This window comes from Larkinella rosea (assembly GCF_003858635.1).
Lineage (GTDB): Bacteria > Bacteroidota > Bacteroidia > Cytophagales > Spirosomataceae > Larkinella > Larkinella rosea.
Genome location: NZ_RQJO01000016.1, coordinates 233,403 through 250,065 on the forward strand (window position 1 = coordinate 233,403; position 16,663 = coordinate 250,065).

At 50.6% G+C, this 16,663-nt stretch carries 11 protein-coding genes; 7 read left to right on the forward strand and 4 right to left on the reverse strand.

What is annotated here, in order from left to right:
- The first annotated feature begins 29 nt into the window (after window positions 1–29).
- The 5 genes from EHT25_RS30970 to EHT25_RS30990 are packed head-to-tail and all read left to right on the forward strand — an operon-like array spanning window position 30 to window position 5,002.
- Window positions 30–734 (forward strand): SDR family oxidoreductase, encoded by a 705-nt coding sequence (locus EHT25_RS30970; protein WP_124879329.1) that lies wholly within the window; start codon window positions 30–32, stop codon window positions 732–734.
- Complete coding sequence (locus tag EHT25_RS30975; protein ID WP_124879330.1) at window positions 731–1,438, forward strand: RraA family protein; 708 nt, start codon at window positions 731–733, stop codon at window positions 1,436–1,438. The genes EHT25_RS30970 and EHT25_RS30975 overlap by 4 nt, the downstream gene beginning before the upstream one ends.
- A complete protein-coding gene (locus tag EHT25_RS30980) occupies window positions 1,438–3,528 on the forward strand; it encodes a heparinase II/III domain-containing protein (protein WP_124879331.1) in 2,091 nt (696 codons plus the stop codon). The genes EHT25_RS30975 and EHT25_RS30980 overlap by 1 nt, the downstream gene beginning before the upstream one ends.
- Before the next feature lie 34 nt (window positions 3,529–3,562).
- Window positions 3,563–3,958 (forward strand): VOC family protein, encoded by a 396-nt coding sequence (locus EHT25_RS30985; protein ID WP_124879332.1) that lies wholly within the window; start codon window positions 3,563–3,565, stop codon window positions 3,956–3,958.
- A gap of 33 nt (window positions 3,959–3,991) precedes the next feature.
- Complete coding sequence (locus tag EHT25_RS30990) at window positions 3,992–5,002, forward strand: zinc-dependent alcohol dehydrogenase (protein WP_124879333.1); 1,011 nt, start codon at window positions 3,992–3,994, stop codon at window positions 5,000–5,002.
- Between the two features lie 97 nt (window positions 5,003–5,099).
- On the opposite strand, the gene EHT25_RS30995 is transcribed toward EHT25_RS30990, so the two are convergent.
- The 3 genes from EHT25_RS30995 to EHT25_RS31005 form a co-directional block, all read right to left on the reverse strand.
- Window positions 5,100–5,912 (reverse strand): 3-keto-disaccharide hydrolase, encoded by an 813-nt coding sequence (locus EHT25_RS30995; protein WP_124879334.1) that lies wholly within the window; start codon window positions 5,910–5,912, stop codon window positions 5,100–5,102.
- Window positions 5,913–5,989: 77 nt separating this feature from the next.
- Entirely contained in the window at window positions 5,990–9,958 is a 3,969-nt protein-coding gene (locus EHT25_RS31000; protein WP_124879335.1) for a hybrid sensor histidine kinase/response regulator transcription factor, read from the reverse strand.
- An 83-nt stretch (window positions 9,959–10,041) separates the two neighbouring features.
- A complete protein-coding gene (locus EHT25_RS31005; RefSeq protein ID WP_124879336.1) occupies window positions 10,042–12,054 on the reverse strand; it encodes a M13 family metallopeptidase in 2,013 nt (670 codons plus the stop codon).
- Window positions 12,055–12,577: 523 nt separating this feature from the next.
- Here EHT25_RS31005 and EHT25_RS31010 point away from each other — a divergent pair.
- Both EHT25_RS31010 and EHT25_RS31015 read left to right on the forward strand, forming a co-directional pair.
- Complete coding sequence (locus tag EHT25_RS31010; protein WP_124879337.1) at window positions 12,578–13,141, forward strand: TetR/AcrR family transcriptional regulator; 564 nt, start codon at window positions 12,578–12,580, stop codon at window positions 13,139–13,141.
- 1 nt (window position 13,142) lies between these two features.
- Entirely contained in the window at window positions 13,143–14,603 is a 1,461-nt protein-coding gene (locus EHT25_RS31015; protein ID WP_124879338.1) for an MFS transporter, read from the forward strand.
- A 212-nt stretch (window positions 14,604–14,815) separates the two neighbouring features.
- Here the strand turns inward: EHT25_RS31015 and EHT25_RS31020 are convergent, their stop codons facing one another.
- Entirely contained in the window at window positions 14,816–16,462 is a 1,647-nt protein-coding gene (locus EHT25_RS31020) for an FAD-dependent monooxygenase (protein ID WP_124879339.1), read from the reverse strand.
- Window positions 16,463–16,663 lie beyond the last annotated feature (201 nt).

Here is a 16,663-nt window from a genome sequence, read left to right on the forward strand (position 1 = left end):
ACGCGCAACACGAGCATCCAAATCTGACTATGAATTATTTACAAGACAAAGTTATCTTCATTACCGGCGGTTCCAGTGGAATTGGAAAAGCAGCCGCCATTGCGTTGCTGGACCAGGGTGCCAAAGTCTTTGATTTTAGCCGAACACACCAATTAGCGGACGACGTAACGCACGAAAATCTCCGATCGTTTCAGGGAGACGTGAGCCAGGAAGCCGACGTTATTGCCGGTTTTACCGCCTGTCAGGCAACCTTCGGCCCGGTCGACATTCTCCTCAATAACGCCGGTATTGGTCTGATCACCACCGACTTGTCCACCACCGATCTGGAGACGTACGAGCGGATGATCACGATCAATATGCGTGGTGTCTTCCTCTGCAACCGCGAAGCACTGAAGCAAATGAAACCGCGTAAACAGGGCCATATCGTCACGGTCATATCGATGGGCGGGCAACGGACGAACCCAACGGCCCCGGTTTACTGTGCCTCCAAATTCGGGGCCCGCGGACTCAGCAGCGGTTTAGCCGATCAGGTGTTGAAAGAAGGGATTCGGGTCACGGATGTCAATCCGGGGCCTACCGACAGCAACTACTGGGGAGACCGGAAGGTCGCGCGCGAAAAATTCCTGAAAGTGGAAGATGTGGCCCGGGTTATTCTCTTTGTGCTCAACCAACCGGAATACGTCCTCATTCGGGAAATCAATTTTGACAACATGAAATTTCTTGCACAATCATGATATCCAACGGAAAACACCATTCGGACGACAAGCAGACCGTCCCCCCCTATCCGATTCCCGTGTTGGAAATGCGGATGCGGTATCTGCAACTGTATACCGGCGCAATCAACGACGTACTGCGCTTCAATTACAGCATGCACGCATCCAGTCTGCCCGCGGCCTTTGCCCCGCTTCGCGAGGAAATGAAAATGGCGGGGGTGGCTTTTACCGTCAAGGGAGGCCCCGATATTACGACCGATGGGGAGTTTGAGTTGCGGGCCCAGATGCTCGAAGACCTGCATCAGGATTCGGTCGTTGTCTGGGATTGTACGGGCGATACGGTCACCTCGCAATGGGGGGAGGTGATGACGATGGCGGCCCTCAAAGCCGGTTGCCGGGGGGCGCTCGTCAACGGCATTCGGGATACCAAAGCCATTCTGAATTTAGAGTTCCCGATCTTTCACAAATACAAAACCAGCACCGGAATGCTCGGCCGGTTCCGCATGTACTATTACCAGAAACCGGTGCAGATTGGGGAAGTCATCGTACGGCCCGGCGACTGGATTTTCGGCGACATCGACGGGGTTATTGCAATTCCCCAGGCCATTGCATACGATGTGCTGGTAGCCGCTGAAAAAATCGTGCACAAAGAAGAAGGCATCAAAGAAATGGTCGAAAGCGGGATGACGCCCACCGAAGTCGTGCGCAACGGAGGATATTTCTGATGGAAGTGGTAAAAACATCCGGTTTGTTTTTGACCGAAGCCGAGAAGCAGGCCATTCTGTCCAGCGCCGATCCGGTCATCCGGCGGTTTCGGCAGGCGCTGGCGCTTCGCGTCGCGCAACGGCTGGCCACGCCCGGACTTCAGGCCGAAAGTCCGACGCTGGGCTGGTGGTATCCGGCTGCGGAATACCTGTCGGATGCCGCGATGCAGCACGCGCTCGAACCCACGGACGCCCTGGCTGCCTGGCTCCGCAGCACCACCCTCCACATCACCCGGCTGCCGACAACCGAGTGGGTAGGTCCGTGGTTCCGCAATCATGCTGAACCGTTTACGGGGCATCTGGAAACAGCGCACCTCTGCTGGGGCGTAGCCGCGGTAGTGACGTTAGCCGGTGCGGTTTTTACCGAAGCGGAGCGGGAAGAAATTCGTCAGGCGCTTCACGACAAAGGGATTGTGCTCTGCCAGCGTTGGTTAGCAAAAAACACGCACCTGGCCAACTGGCGGGGTATTGTGGCTTCCGGTGCGCTGGTTGCTTCGGCAGCGCTGGACGATGACGAGTTGCTCATCGAACTGCTTCCGGAGGTCGTACGGATGGCGCAGGCTTTTCAGCCCGATGGCTCGTATGGCGAGTCATTGCAATACGGTAATTACCTCGCCAACGCCCTGATGCTTGCCTACGAATCGCTGATTTGGTCCTACCCCGATCTGGCTCAACAACTGGATGTGGAGGCTTACGGGCGCGGTATGGGTTGGATGGCGCAGAGCCTGTTGTACCGAAAACCTCTCGAAAACTGGGGCGATTGGCCACGGGCGCGGGCCGTTAATTTCAACGACTCGGCCGCCTTATTCCGGCCCTCCGGCGATTTGCTGCTGCACGTAGCGGCTCGTTCCAACGCTCCGGTTCAGGCAGGACTGGCCCGGTGGCTCTTTCAGGAATATTACGAACCGGATCCAACGCAGGGGCCGCACGATCTCGCCACGTTTGGTATGGTGAATGACTGGGGTTTTCTCACCTTACCCTTGTTGCTCCGTTCGCCCCAAGCGGTTTCGCCAGCGGAAGCGGGCCTTCCTTTAACGACCGCCTTCTCGAACGGAAACACGCTGGTGCGGGATGCCTGGAACGGCGCATCCGTCGTGGCCATTCAGGCTGGAAATAATGATGGCGTCCATGCCCCGGGGCATCTTCAGGGGGATTTAAACAGTTTTATGCTGGTGTATAACCGCGAACGGCTCCTGGCCGACCCGGGTCATAGCTGTTACCGCAACCTGATTCATGGACTGGAATGCGCTACGCAAACCCATAATACCTGCACTTTTCTACTTGAGCAGGATACCTTGGGTTTACAGGAAGATCTGGCGAAAATTAAGTTACTCGAACAACGGAACGTCCTGTCCCGTCGGCTCATTCATTCCGATGGCTCCATTGGGCCCGCCATTGAGCGAGGAGGCCGATTGCTCACCACGCAACGAGTCGACGACATTTCGCTGGTTGTGTCGGAAGCCGGGGCTTCCTATGGTCCACCTATTCAGGAATTTACGCGCTGCTGGATTCAGGTTGGCTCCCATGTTACGTTCGTCATTGATCGCATTCGGGCCAGTGAACCGGTACGTACCATCTGGAATTGGCTCCTGAATAACCGGGACAGTCAATCGGTTGTCAAGACCGATGGAAACAGGCTAACGATGTATCGTCACCAAACCGGTTTAAAGCTCTGGCACATCGGTGAAGGGACATTGGCCGGTCCGGTTTATGCCTACCTCCACGATGCGTATCATCCCGAACCGGCGCAACGCGGGGAAGGACGGCCGGGGAGCGGTTTGTTATTCCGGCATACCGATTCGCAAAAAGCAACCTCCATCCGTCGATTACACATGCTGGCCGCCGATGAGCTGGTTGAGATTGACCGCTGGCGTGTCGATGCTGAAAATCAGCGGTGGATCATCAGCAAACCGGGTACTGTGGTTCAATTAACCGGCTCGTATGAAAACAACCTGGCGCTTTCGCTGACTGTCCGGAAAAAGACTTACATCCTGACCGAAAACGAAACCGGTTTTAGTCTTGAATTAGCCGGTCATTCACCATCCGTTTAAAACTTATCTTCCGAAAACCCTTACCCTTTTTTATATGAACGAATCCCTTTTTCTGGGCGTCGATCACCCCGCTGTTGCGGCAGATGAGGTCGAAACACTGTCGGATTGGTATTGTCGGGTGCTTGGCTATCAAAAGTGGTTTCGGCACGACAAACCGGTCTGGATGCTGCGTGCTCCTGACCAGACCCTGCTGGAAATCATGCCGAAAGACCAGACCCTACGTCCTGCCCGAACGACCTGGACACCCGGCTGGTCGCACCTGGCGCTCCGCGTTGCCGACATCGATCAGGCCATTCGCTGGCTCGATTCGCACGGCGTGACGTGGGGCGGGGAGCTTTCCAATGCCATTGGCGGAGGCCGCGTTCGTAATTTTTTTGACCCGGAAGGGAATATGCTCCAGATTCTGGAACGTGGCCCGATCGACCGTTAACAAACTCGTATCTAACTCTTTTATTCGCTGCCCATGAAAGCTGCTTATTATTCCGGCAATCAAACTTTTGAAGTACAACCTACTGATCCAGAACCGGTTTCGTCCGGCATGGTTCGCCTGAAGGTTGCCTATTGCGGTGTCTGCGGCACCGATGTCCATATTTATCACGGCAAAATGGACCAACGGGTTCGTCTGCCCCAGGTAATCGGCCATGAAGTATCGGCCGAAATCGCGGAGTTGGGCGAAGCTGTGTCGGACTGGCAGGTGGGCGATAAGGTAGCGGTTCGACCCCTGCAGCCCGGCCTGGCCGATCCATCGGATAATGGTCAGAGACACATTGGCAAAAACCTGAGATTCATCGGTATCGATACGCCCGGCGGAATGCAAACGTACTGGAACGTACCCGCTTACACCCTGCATCGTTTACCGGAACAGATGCCGCTGGAATTAGGTGCACTCACCGAGCCTCTGGCGGTGGCCTGTCATGATGTACGGCTAAGCAGACTCCAACCAGGTGAAAATGCCGTCATCATTGGTGGCGGCCCGATTGGCGTATTGATTGCGCTGGTTGCCCGGCACAAGGGCGCGAACGTCCTCCTTTCTGAACCCAACGCAACCCGGCGCGCCCTTTGCCAACAGCTTCATTTGCCCGCCGTCGACCCTATGACGACCAATCTGGTCAATGCAGTGGAAGCGTTTACCAACGGAGCGATGGCTGATGTCGTCTTTGAAGTATCGGGGGTAGCTGCCGGGGTCAAAGTGATGACGGAACTGGCGCGCGCCCGTGGCCGGATTGTCATGGTGGCGATTCACAGCGAACCAAAACCGGTCGATCTGTTCCGCTTTTTCTGGCGGGAACTGCAACTGATCGGCACCCGGGTTTATGAACCGGAAGATTTCGACGAAGCAATTCGGCTGGCCGCTTCCGCTGAACTTCCGCTCGACCAGCTCATCACGCAGATTTCGCCACTGGAGGATATTCAGTCCGTTTTTGAAACCATTGACAACAACCCGGCGGGGATGAAGTATTTACTGAAATGCTGATAACAAATTGATTATCATTGCCCCTGGCTAGCTGGACGAAGCGGTTTTCACCATTCCGTTCCACCGGTCAGGGGCAATGACAAACCCTCCGTTTTGACTATAATTTCTTATACAGAATATTTTTGTATTGGACGATAAAAGGCGGTCCGGAATGCATTTGAAACCCGATTAACCCTTCCGGAACAAAGTTTTTAGAATCTTCATCAATACAGATGCTCATCACCTGATTATTGATGATGTGGATCATGATGGGTCCTCGGGCAATAATATGATAGGAATTCCAGCCATTAATATTGGCCACCCCCCGCAACAGGGCCGGGTCGGCAATTTTTGCCACGGATTTGAAGGCGGGTCCGTCGACCGCACGCGTTACTTCCCCGCGCCTTGCCAATACCACATGTCCGGTTCTCCCCCGCTCTTCATGAACGTTTCCGGTAAAGAGATTGGTAAAATCCAGATCGGCCTGATAGCCTTTCAGAATCCATTTTCCAACTTCCGGCAGCTCTTTACTCCGATACTGCATCCCACTGTTGGTTCCGTTTATTTTAAAGTCAAATTTGAGTTCAAAATCTTTTACTTTTCCTCCGCGCCAGATCAGAAAGTTATTCTCTTTAACCACTCTGGTGGGTGTTGTTTCGCCAATGATAATCCCATTTTCGGCACGCCAGAAGTTGACATCCCCATCCCATCCGTTCAGGGTCTTCCCATCAAAAATAGGTACGAATCCAACGCTATCGTCCTTTACCGCTACCGGGAACAATCTACCCATTCCACCGCCGGCCGGTCTGTTGGCTGGATTAGTCGCGGGAACGGTTTGCGCGTCAACCGCAGAGGAGAATAAGAATAAGGAGAGTAATAAGCTCCCTCCCAACGTACGAAGACGGAAGCGGTTTTTGTAGGCTTTTTTCATTTTGCTTTTGGTTAATGTTGACCCTTGCAACTTTAAAAGAATTGTCGACCGCTTTTATAATGGATTTTAAAGCATACCTATTTCCCAACAAACTCGGAAGGCGTCTTGCCGTAGTATTCGCGGAAGGATTTTGTGAAGTAAGCGGGACTGTCAAACCCCGATCGGTAAGCGGATTCGGAGCTGTTATAGCCTTCCTTTAAAAAGGCGGCCGCGCGCGTGAGCCGGTAATTGCGGACGACATCGCCCGCGGGCAAACCGCTGACCGCTTTCAGTTTTCGGTGCAACTGGACCCGACTCATGCCCATCAACTCGTCCCACTGCTCCACGCCAAGCGAAGCATCGTCCAGGCGGTCTTCGATCAGGTTATGGAATTTTTGCAGGAACGGATCGACCAGGTCCGGTACAGTGGGATTTTCGGCTTCGCCCGAAAATGGCGACAGCAACTTCTGCATTTGCCGCCGTAGCCGCCGTTGTTGTTCGAGCTGGTTGTGCACGCGAAGGTTGAGTTCCTGAACGTGAAACGGTTTTGACAAATAATCGTCGGCTCCCAGCGAAAGTCCTTCGATCCGGCTATCCACGTTGGCTTTTGCGGTCAGCAGGATCACCGGAATATGGCTGGTCTGCTCGTGTTGTTTCACCTTCTTGCAAAATGTAAATCCATCCATGACCGGCATCATCACATCGCTGATGATCAGATCCGGCACCTGCTCCAGCGCCACGTTGAACCCCTCCGCTCCGTTCACCGCCCGGCTTATCTGGTAGGCATCGGGCAGGCTGTCATTGATAAAATCCGCCAGTTCGAGATTGTCTTCCACCAGCAGGATGTGCACCTTTTCGTCTCCCAAAACAATGGGCTCCGCCACCTGCAGGGCGGTTTCCGGGTGATCAAACGTGGTTTCGGATACGTCGTGGCCCACGGGCTGATAAGGCATCATAAGCCGGAACGTAGTCCCCTCGCCTTCCTGACTTTCAACCTCTACTTTCCCGTTTTGCAGCTCGGCAAATTCTTTCACCAGCGACAGGCCAATGCCCGTACCTTTGTTTTTCAGCAACTGGTGCAGTTCCGTATCATCAACCTGATAATAACGGTCGAACACGTACGCGATGCGGTTTTCAGGAATCCCGATTCCTGTGTCAGCCACGGCAAATACAATCCACTGCCCGATGGCTTCCACCGAAACCGCTACCCGGCCGCCGGCAGGTGTGAATTTGATCGCATTCCCAATCAGGTTACCCAACATCCGTTCGAGTTTGGGTGCGTCAAACCAATATTCGCCACGTACGTTACGCCGAAAGCTCAACTCCACGCCCTGCAACAGGGCTTCTTCCCGAAACAGCTCCACAATCCGCTCAGCAAAAACGTCCGGCGCCCCGCGCGATTCGTCGACCGTCAGTACATGGGCATCCAGTTTGGAGAAATCCAGCAGTTGATTCATCAGTTCGAGCAATTGCTCGGCATTTCGCTTCACCGTCACCAGCCTTTTCTCCTGTGCGGTCCCCGACATTTCGCTGATCAAACCGGGCATGGGCGACAGGATCAGCGTTAAAGGTGTCCGGAAATCGTGCGTAACGTTGTTGAAAAACCGGGATTTTATGTCCGATAAGACGTGCAGTTGCCGTGCTTCCTGCTGTTTCAGTTCGACGGATTTGCGCAGTTCCAGCCTGACCAGCTGCAACCGCATCCAATACCAGATACTCCCCGCGATGACGAGCGCATACGCCACATACGCCCACCAGGTCTGCCACCAGGGCGGGTGGATGGTAATCGGCAACGATTTGATCTGATCACTCCACTGCCCGGTTGTGTTGCTTGCATTGACCTGGAACTCGTATTTGCCCGGCGGTATTTTGGTGTAATTGGCGAAAGGCGTCGGTCCCGATTCGACCCAGCCGTGATCGTATCCAACCAATTGGTATCGGTACCGCAAATCCTGCGGCTGGCTGAATTGCAAACCGGCAAACGAAACGGTCAGCGTGCTTTGGTCGTGGGCGAGCACCAGTTCGTTCAATGCATTGATCGGTTTCTTTAAAAGGCTGTTTTTAGAGGGAAAAAGTGGGGCATTATTGATTTTCAACCCGGTCAGCGCGGTAGCGGGGCGATAACGATCATCTTTGATTTTAGAAGGTTCAAATAATGTCCAGCCCTCCGTGCCGCCAAAGGCCAGCCGCCCGCCCGGAAGTTGCAACTGATGAAACCGGTTGAACTCGTCGCCCGGCAAACCGTGGCGCGTCTGAAACACCCGCACGTCTTTTGTCACCGGATCGAAGCGGCATAACCCCTTGTTGGTACCCAACCACAGTTGGCCGAACGGGTCGCGCAAGAGTGAATAAACCGTCTGGTCGGGCAAGCGGTCCTTTAACCCGAAAACGTCCGCTTTCAAGGTGTTTTTGTTCAAACTAATCAGGCCATTGTAACTGCCGATCCAGAGTAAATGCGGCCGTGAAGGGTCTGGCTGCATGCCGAGCAACTGATTAGTAGGCAGCGCCCCGGCAACATCATCCAATTTGAGCTGGCCCATTTGCCCGGTTTTCAAATCGATGTGCAGCAGCCCGTCGAACTCGGTCGTCATCCAGAGTTTTTTATCGTCAAGCAATATATCGCGGATCGTCACGCTGCCAAACCGCCCGGGAACCGTTCCTTTAGGCAGCAGCCAGTCCCACCGGTTTTTATCCTGGTTGTAAACGACAATATCGCCCCGGTAATTTGCCACCACCGGCATCCCGCTGGCATTGACGGCAATTCCCTTGATGGTGATCCCGGGTTCGGCCGGGTCGAACAAAGGCATTACCCGGGGCAAAACCGTGCGTTTCGTTCCACTCGGGTCAAACATGACAACCGTTTCCTTCAGGCCCACCCAAAGCTGCCCACGGCGGTCCTTTGCCGAGCGAATGTGATAACCGGATGCCGCTTTCTGCTCATTTGCGGGAGTCCAGCCGAAAACCTCCTGCAACGATGTGCCCAACTGGCGGGCGAGCAAATCGCCGACGAATCCCTTTTCATACCGGAATGAAGGAAAAAAAGGCGTATTCAGGTCGACTTGAAAAAGACCGCGCGCGTTCGTTCCCAGCCAGATAAGCCCCGAATCGTCCACCAGGAACGATTGTACATCGGTGCCTGTACGGGCGGCCATGTCGGTGACCACCGAGAGCCCGGTCTGGTCGCTGTATTTGTACACGATTCCTTCCCGCTCAAAATAGTCGTGCCCACCGGGGCCGCTATCAATCCAGAGCAGGCCCTGGGCCGATGTACCGGGTAGCGGCACCGTTCTGATTTTTTTGGATCGGGGAGAAAAAATAAACAGATGCTGGCGGTCGCCCCACATCAGCTCGCCGTTGATGCGACCGTGCAGGTCTACGATTTTGATCGTGGGATCATTGGCAATGTGATAGGTCGCAGATACGGGAAGTGCGTAGTTAACGACCTGACCGGTGGCGCTGTTCAGGCTGCTGATTCCCTTCCCGGTTACCACCCACATGTGGTGCTCAACATCCCTGCGTATGGCCCAGATTGTATCACTCGCCAGCCCGCTGTTTTTTTTTCCGAAATGCCTGATCTGCCGGTTTTTGGTGTTGTAGCTGTTGACTCCCTGGCCATGAACGATTCCCCAGAGTACCTGTTTGGAATCCAGAACCCAGGATCGACGGAGAACCCGCAGCTCCTTGAAGTTCCCGGTTAGCCTACTTCGCGGCAGCAAACGCACCAGGTCTTCGCTGGCGGGATCAAACAGGTCGATTTCTCCCGATTCATATTCAATGGAGATCTTTCCCTGATAAGGTTTCATGGATACGATCACATTGGACGCCAGGGAGGTGCTGTCGAGGGTGCTGTACCGGAATGGACGAAACTCAATACCGTCGTAGCGGGCGAGCCCGTTGCGCGTGCCTACCCAGATAAACCCTTTCTGGTCCTGCACCAGCCCCGAGACAAAGGATTGCGGCAGGCCGTCTTTGGTCGTAAGAATCTTAACATGCTGCCCACGGCACGGACTGCTCACCAGCGCGAAGACGGCAAGGAACCAAACAGCCTGGATGAAAAGGATTTTCAACGGGGTGATCTTCTGACGAATGGGATTTCCATTTCAATAGCTAAAGATACACATCTACTCATGTATTCAAAAAAGGACAAAGCTTACCAGACGGTGATCCGTTCCTTTTCCGGTTTATACATTTTATCGCCCGGTTGCACATGGAATGCTTTGTAAAAAGGCGTGAAGTTCATCAGGGGGCCGTTTACGCGCCACCTGGCTGGTGAGTGCGGATTGGTGTTGACATACATCCGCAAATACTCATCCCGGGTTTTGACCCGCCAGATTCGGGCTATCGAGATAAAAAACCGTTGATCAGGCGTAAAACCGTCCAGTTTCGTGGTGTCTTTGCCTTGCTCGGTCAACTTAAAGGCATCATAGGCAATGGCAACCCCGGCAATATCGGCGGTATTCTCGCCCACGGTTAAGGCGCCTTTTACGTGAACAGAATCGAGGACGGTAAACGAATCGTATTGATCAATGACCTGCTGGGTTCTCATTTTGAATTTTGCAAAGTCCGCTTTGGTCCACCAGTTTTTCACGTTACCTTGTTTATCATACTGCGCTCCCTGGTCGTCGAACGAGTGCGTTATTTCGTGCCCGATCACCATGCCGATACCGCCGTAGTTCAGCGCATCATCGGCGTACAAATCGAAATAAGGCGCTTGTAAAATGCCCGCCGGAAACACGATTTCATTGAGTGGCGGATTGTTGTACGCCGTCACCGTGGGTGGCGTAGTCAGCCATTCCGTCCGGTCGACGGGCCGTCCCACTTTGGCCAGGTTGTAGAGGTACTCATTTTTCGTTGCCGACAACCGGTTTTCAAAATAAGCGTCTCTTTTTACGTCCACCTTCGAATAATCCCGCCATTTCACCGGGTAACCAATTTTCTCCGAGAAGGCCTGCAGTTTTTCTTTCGCCTTTGCCTTGGTAGAATCGCTCATCCAATCCAGCCTGGCGATGCGGGCTTCGAACGCTTTTTTCAGGTTGTCGACCAAAACCGCCATCCGTTTCCGGGCCGCTTCCGGGAAGTATTTTTTCACGTACACCTGAGCCAGTGCTTCGCCCAGCGACCCATCAACCGCCTGGGTCATTTCTTCGCCCCGTGGTTTTTTAACTGCCTGTCCGGTCAGAATTTTTGTATAGGCAAACGATGCTTCCCCAAACGGCTGGCTCAAAAAATTCGCATAATTGGTCAGCGCGTGGGCTGTTAAGTAGACTTTCCAGTCGTTGATGGAAACCGATTGCAAGAGCTTATTTAGCTGGTCATAATAAGGAGGCTGCCCAACGTTGACCGAATCCGCCCTGACACCCAGATCGTTCAACAGCTTCGTCCAGTTCAGATTCGGATGTTTTTTTGCCAGCACGACGACCGCCAGCTTATTGTAATTCGCTTTTACATCCCGGAGTTCAACGTTCGTCCGGTGGGCTGTTGCCAATTGTTTTTCAATGGCATAGGCGACGCCTGCCTTTTTTTCGGCCGTTGCGGCCTCCGTTCCCGTCAATTCAAATAACCGGCTGAGGTACTTTTTATAGGCCTGCTGAATGGCCAGCGTCGATGAATCGGTTTTGAAATAATACGCTTTTTCGGGCAGGCCGATGCCGGATTGATAAAACTGAGCGATGTTGACCGTGCTCTGCTTGTCGTCCGGACCAACCGAAAAACCAATGATGGACCCATTCCCTGCCTTTTGTTCTTCAGCCACCAGCTTCAGTAACGAAGCCCCATCGGTTACGCCCTCAATGCGCGCGAGAACCGGTTTGATGGGGTCGTAACCCCGTTTATCAATGGCAACGGTGTCCATACCGGACGCATAAAAATCGCCCACTTTTTGTTCGATGCTTCCGGCCGGATTTTCACTCGCCGAGAGGCTGTCCAGAATCCCCTGCAGCCGAATGCGCTGCGGGTAATTCAGAAAGGAGTACGAACCCACGCCGGTTTGACTGGCTGGTATGCGGGCGGTATCGGCCCAGATACCGTTGACGTAAGTGAAAAAATCATCGCCCGGTTTTTTGGACGTATCTATTCCCGTTATCACAACCCGTTTGGTATCCGAATCGGGCTGACAGGCTCCGGCCAGCAACAATGCCAGAGCAGCATGGAGGAATCGTTTCATCGTTTTAAATTTATTAGCGGTAAGAGCTTTCGCATATCAGGCGAAATTGACTCGGCTTAAAAACGCAGCTAATCGCTCAACAAACCTTGTTTGAGTGGCCAAACGGTGGTTTGAAGATGGTAGACACTCGTTCTATCCTAACTAAACTGGCTTCCGGCTAAGATTCTCATGGCATCCACCGAAAGATAGGAAAATCGCTACGAAATAGAGCCATTTGGCATGCGTGGCAAAAAAGAAAACTGGTCAGGAGAAGCTCCCCTGACCAGTTCGATCATCTATCGCTTATTTCAAAACGGACCCAATACTCGCTGTTAGAAAATGGCCCAATACTAGTCTGGCGATAGAGCCTGCGCAAACGACCAGGGGTGAGATGATGAAAAACAGGTCTGAATTGTCGAAAATAAATTTTATTGAAGCGCGCTCCTCCCGGTTTTTAGTTGTCAGTCTGGAAATCCATGTGCGACCGGTACAAATAATTTTCATTAAATAGACAGATTTGTCTATTTAATGATACCTTTGTGTCATGAAACAAAGAGGACAGGTTGTAGTCGATAGAATACTTGATACTGCGGAGCGGCTTTTCTATGCGCAAGGCTACAGCAATACCGGTATTAACCAGGTGATTGAAGAGGCCGATATCGCCAAGGCATCGTTGTATAAACATTTCGAAACGAAGACAGATCTGTTGGTCGCATACATTCAGCGCACGCACGAACGCTGGTTTAACCGGCTTGAAACCGCTGTCAATGAGGTATCCGATCCGAAAGACAAACTGTTGGCGGTTTTTGACTACCACACCGAGCGTCAGGAAATCCGGCAGTTTGGCGGATGCCCTTTCATCAAGGCCAATGACGAAGCGGGTTCGAGTGACCCGCGCGTGCTGGCCGAAATCCAGCGGACCAAACAGCACAGCAAAGACTTCATCAAAACGCTGGTGGCAAATTCGGGCCACAAAAAGCTATTAACCGATCAGGAATTGGCCGATACGATTTTTCTTGCCCTGGAAGGGGCGATAACGACCGCATCGGTATTTAAACGACCCACCGAAATACAGTCGGCAAAAAAAATCATCCAAAAACTTATCTAAGATGAAAGAGCTGAATAACAAGTGGTTAGAGTTGATCATTGTACTATCGGCCCCCTTACTTTCCGTCATTGATGTGTTCATCATTAACGTTGGAATACCGGCCATAAAAAAAGGAGTCCATGCGACAGACGCTGAAATTCAGCTGGTCATCGCCGGGTATCTGCTTGGGTATGCGGCATTTCTGATAACCGGTGGAAGAGCGGGCGACCATTTTGGCCGGAAGAAGGTCTTCTTCTGGGGCATGTTTGCGTTCACCATTGCTTCCTGTTTTTGTGGGTTATCGACCTCCGCGTTGCAACTCAACATAACCCGGTTTTTTCAGGGACTGAGCGCTTCGTTTATGGTGCCCCAGACAATAGCGTTTATCCAGGTGCTTTTCACCGACACCAACGAACGGGCAAAAGCATTCGGTTTATACGGAATTACACTTGGTAGCGCAGCCGCAATCGGACAAGTTCTGGGTGGTTATTTGTCCGACACGCACTGGGCCATTGAAGGCTGGCGACTGATCTTCTTTATCAACCTGCCAATCGGCATCCTGACACTTTGGGCAACCCACCAGTACGTGACCGAAACGAAAAACCGCCAAAGTACCCAATTTGACTATTCGGGTATTTTGATTCTGACGGTCGCCCTGTTTTGTCTCATTTACCCCCTGATTCAGGGCCGCGAAGCCGGGTGGCCGTTGTGGAGCTTCGGGTTGCTGGCGTTGTCGGCTGGCATTTTCGCATTTTTCATCAATAACCAAAAACGAAAACTCGCCAGAAACGGAAATCCATTGATCGATGTCAGGTTGTTTAGAATCAAGGATTTCAACACGGGCTTGGCAGCGGTTTTGTTTCATTTCATGCTGCACACGGCCTATCTGCTGTTGAGTGCCGTGTACCTTCAAAACGGCCTCGGCATTTCCGCTCTGGACAGCGGATTGTACTTTATCATTCCGGGGCTGCTGTTCATTGTGTCGTCGGTAGCAGCGTCCAAACTAATTGTCCGGTTCGGAAAACGAGTCCTGCAGGTGGGCGTTGTTCTTTTGGCTTTAGCATTTTACCTGCAAATGCAGCTTTGGAAACCGGGAATAAATCCCGGATTGATTATCGGATTGATGGGAATTTGGGGACTTGGAAACGGACTTGTGCTGCCGTCCCTGATGAATATTGCGCTCAAAAACGTTCCGGCTCAGTATACCGGCGCAGCAGCGGGTATTTATTCAACCTTTCAGCAAACCGCTTCGGCCCTGGGCGTCAGTATCATTGGCGGTCTGTTTTTCTATTATTCCAGATACGGCTGGCAAACCGCTTACCAGGCCGGAGTAACCGGCTTACTGGTTTGTGTTGTTCTGGTCGGAATTATGCTGTTCCTGCTCCCGGATGGAAAAAGTCAATCGCAGAACGCAAGCTCTTCGGGTACGAATCTGTTTATAGTCCGTCTCAAGCATCTCGACGACGACACAAAAGTGAAGTAAAAAATTGAGGTGTGAGAATTTTCGAGAAGGTTATAATTTTAACAAAGCACTTATAATCAACAAAAAAGCCACATCTTCAATCTTTGAAGAGTCCATAGGTAGTTGAAAACCATACTTCTCTAAAAACCGATCAATTGGGTTAATTTCGAATCATCCTGTTGATACGATATGTTTTATGACACCATTCAACTTAAGGCAACAAATTTAATCCGTTAAACCGACAAGAGTTTTTTCGCGATTTTAAAATCAATCAATTCCTGATCAGATCTTTTAGTCTTGCTTCTTGGGTTAAATTTGCCTCTTTTATAATTATGTATCAATATTAATACTTTTGAGATTTCAAAATCCTTCCATCTACCAAGAATATATTGATCAGGCGTAAATAAATATGCTGAACTTGAAGTTAGCTCATACGATTCACAAAGCGATTTATCAATCGACAGATTTATCTCTAAAAAGAAAACTTTGTTTGAAATTAAATTAATTTTTTCTTCCTGAGTTAATATTCCTTCCGATACCAAAATAGTAAAGTCATACGGAAGACTTTCAACCAGGTATGATTTTGCACTTTCAATAAAACAATCTATAGCGCAGTTTCCGGGGCTTCTTTCTGTGGAGTCCCATTTCCCTTCCTCACTGTCAGGAAGTGGGTTATACATATTTGGTACACTTAGGCGGCCACAATTTATCTTATTTCTGAAATCTTTATTTGAACTAGCCTTAATCAACAGCTGGTTTCGAACAGATTCGGCCCTTTTTGACGGAGGACTTATAAACAAGGTTGAATTTATGGTGCATTCAAGGTTTTGCCGAGCCGCCAACGTTCGTTCACTATTATACCTATTTAAAAGACGGTTGGCCGTGTTATCATTTAGAATTTCATGAAGTTTCCAGGCAAGATTATCCGCATCCTGTATTCCCGAGTTAGCCCCTCTGGCCCCAAACGGGCTAAAAACATGCGCCGAATCACCGGCAAATACTACAGAATTATAGACAAATTTTGGCAGCATTTTACAGCTAAATTTGTATTTGCTAACCCATAAAATTTCAATTTCCTTATCACCAACCACATTTTTAATCTTGTTATATAGATAGATTTTGTCTTCGATTACGTTCCTATCAATATTCTTACCAAGCTTAAAATCAATTCGCCAAATATTGTGAGGCTGTTTATGGAGTAAAATAGTGCTTTCAGGATCGTATAGGGGTGAAAACCAAAACCAGCGCTCGGAAGGGAAATCAGAATCCATCCTAAAATCGATAATCAGGAATTCATCTTCAAACCGTTCTCCTTCTAATTGCAGCCCCAGCAAATTGCGAATGGGGCTTTTACTCCCATCACAGGCAAGCAAAAAATTAAAATAATATTCTACTTCTTTCGTATCATTTACCAATACTATTGAATTTAGATCTAAACCCTTATCCGTATTTGAAACTTTTTCATTCCTTCTTAAGTCGTGGATAGTGTGATTCAACTTGATATCAATATACTTTTCACTCAATGCTTTTTTTAGTAATATCTCTTCTAAATCCTGCTGCGATATATTAATAAAAGATGGAAACTTCGCGTTATTATTTGGAATTACTTCAAATTTATCAACCTCTTTATCTTGAAAAAATATTCTCCCGGTATGCCACCGTACGCCAATCTTCATTACGGCATCAGCAACATCAATTTTATCAAATATTTCCAACGTCTTTCTTGAAAAGCATATGGCCCGGCTTCCCACCGATGCCTGTTTTTTCTCATCTATTAGAACTACTTTCTGACCTTTTTTCGCCAGTAATAAGGCCAACGTAAGCCCAACAAGGCCAGCGCCTGCAATGACAATCTGGTGTTTTTGAATTTCATTTTCCATCGTATAAACTAATGTTGAGTAGCATTACTAATTAATTAAATTGAAAATTGGATCGATCCGAAAATGAGGAAAACCTGATAAAATGGCTGGTTGTATAGCCTCCTACTCAGGCTACAGCGTCGCTGTCTGTTGATTGGTAAACGGTTTCCATCAGAAGCAATATATAAAAAATGACAATAGATACTTTTATCTGAACGCCCT